This window comes from Pseudomonas sp. AGC41 (assembly GCF_057334555.1).
Genome location: NZ_JBHFJB010000133.1, coordinates 1 through 2,093 on the forward strand (window position 1 = coordinate 1; position 2,093 = coordinate 2,093).

Here is a 2,093-nt window from a genome sequence, read left to right on the forward strand (position 1 = left end):
GCCGTCAGTATCGGTGAGCTGTTCCGGCAGCCCGGCCAGGTTGGTGTGGAAGTAGAAGATCGCTTCACTACCGGGCTTGCCATCAAGGCGTGCCAGCGGTTCATAGCTGCCCGGATCGGCATACACGTACAGGCTGGGCCTGCCGTCCTGTACCTCTTCCAGCAGGCGCAAGCCCTGCCAGTGGAACAGCGTGCGGTTGCTCGGTTCACTGGCGTCATCGTTATACACCTGCTTGCTGATACGCCGCCCCAGCGGGTCGTAGCCGAACACCACGCGCTGGCGCAGGGCGCCGTTCCGTTGATTTACCTCGATCAGACGGTGTTCCGCGTCGTATTCGAAACGCTGGATTCGGCTGCTGCCGATGCGCTTTTCGCTCAGCCGCCCAAAACGGTCGTAGCGATAACGCCTGTCCTGATACACATGCACCCGGTTGTGCTTGATCAGTCCATTGACTCGGTAGCCGTCGAACAGGTTGCCGGCCGCATCGTAGTTCAGGCTCTCGATGTGCTGGCCCTGCGCCCCAGGACTGGTGCGGTGCATGCTCTGGAGCTGCTCGACGGGGTTGTAGCCGTATTGCGCGCTGCCTTGATAGGACTTGCCGGTCATTGACGGGTGGTGAAAACGCCCGATCAGGCTGTCGTCATTGGACGCCGTGGCCGGGTGATTAGCGCCTGAGCGCTGCGTCTGGGTCAGTATTTCGGCTATCAGATTGTCGCTGGCGTCGTACTGGTAGTCCTTCTGCAACAATGGCAACACTTCGCGGGCGACATTTTGATAATGGAGCGCCTTCTGGCTGAGGCGGCCATTGCGGTCGTAGCGGGTGCGGGTGCGGGTGTGCAGGGCGCCCTGGGTACGCAGCACTTCCTCGTGCAGTGAGTCGTGCTCGAAATCGCCGATCACCCGGCCATTGAGGTTGAGCTGGTGTAGGTGGCCGCTGCCGTAGTACAGGTGATTGAGCTGACGTTGGTCGGGCAGGGTCAGGGTTCCAGGTTGCCCAGCGCGTCGTAAACTTATTCGAGACGCTACTGCGCGCCTTAGTTGTCTGTAAATTGTGACCCTAGTATCAGGAGGCTCTCCGAATCGGAGCAAATCTTGTAGGGGTATTTTGTCAATCTTCCTCCCCATCCTCGAAATGAAGATGATCCATGGCTGCGCATGTGAAACTACCAATAAATGACGATGAGCTATGTTTGTCTTCGGTAGGACGGAAAAAGCTTTTTTTAATTGCCCAGTCATAAACTCCTGTGTTGACGGGGTATTTAGTGAGGACGCCTGTGAGTTTGTTATGCTTTATCCAGGTTTTTGCATCTTCAAGCGAAGTGAATAATCCTGATGGAAAGCGGGCCATTACGCCATTAAATACCCAAATATCTTTCATTTTGTTTAGCCTTCTGTTAGCGAGTTTGGAACTTGAACCAGCGCTGTATTTTGTTGACTGATTTTCTGATTGCTGATTTATTGATATCGATTACAGCTTGTTGTTCGGAAGTCGGAGTAGGAGAGCCTTTTATTGGTTTTCCTGCTTGACCTATTTTCGTCTCTTTACCTCCTCCCTTGACGTGCAGATGTGCGGGGCCATGATCTCCACTTCGGGTGTAGTGGACAATTTTAACATTTCCATGTTGTGCGATTAATTTTGGTGGTAGTACTGGCTCGGTGAATTTGCCATTTCCCTTGTTGGTATCGCATGGATTTAATCCAAGCGGATCAATCCACCCAATCGCGTTCGGCGCGTATCGATAGAGGTTCAGCCCACCCAACAACCCAATCGGATCCGGCTGGGTAAATCTTCCCACATCCGGATCAAAAAACCTGAAGGTGTTGTAGTGCAGCCCGGTTTCGCGGTCAAGGTACTGGCCTTGAAACCGCAGGTTCTGCTCACGCCCGGCCTGCCGATCATGCCATTCGTCCCGCGTTCTGCCCCAGGCCTGGTACTCGCTGTGCCACACCGTATTGCCGTCAGTATCGGTGAGCTGTTCCGGCAGCCCGGCCAGGTTGGTGTGGAAGTAGAAGATCGCTTCACTACCGGGCTTGCCATCAAGGCGTGCCAGCGGTTCATAGCTGCCCGGATCGGCATACACGTACAGGCTGGG

At 54.9% G+C, this 2,093-nt stretch carries 2 protein-coding genes and 1 pseudogene; all 3 read right to left on the bottom strand.

What is annotated here, in order from left to right; translation table 11 throughout:
• Positions 1-900: pseudogene (locus ACE04F_RS21895) on the bottom strand (type IV secretion protein Rhs); the annotation flags it as partial.
• Positions 901-1,108: 208 nt separating this feature from the next.
• Complete coding sequence (locus tag ACE04F_RS21900; RefSeq protein WP_486109894.1) at positions 1,109-1,378, bottom strand: DUF7710 domain-containing protein; 270 nt, start codon at positions 1,376-1,378, stop codon at positions 1,109-1,111.
• Positions 1,379-1,394: 16 nt separating this feature from the next.
• Positions 1,395-2,093 (bottom strand): RHS repeat-associated core domain-containing protein (locus tag ACE04F_RS21905; protein WP_486109895.1); only part of this gene is annotated, 699 nt, incomplete at its 5' end.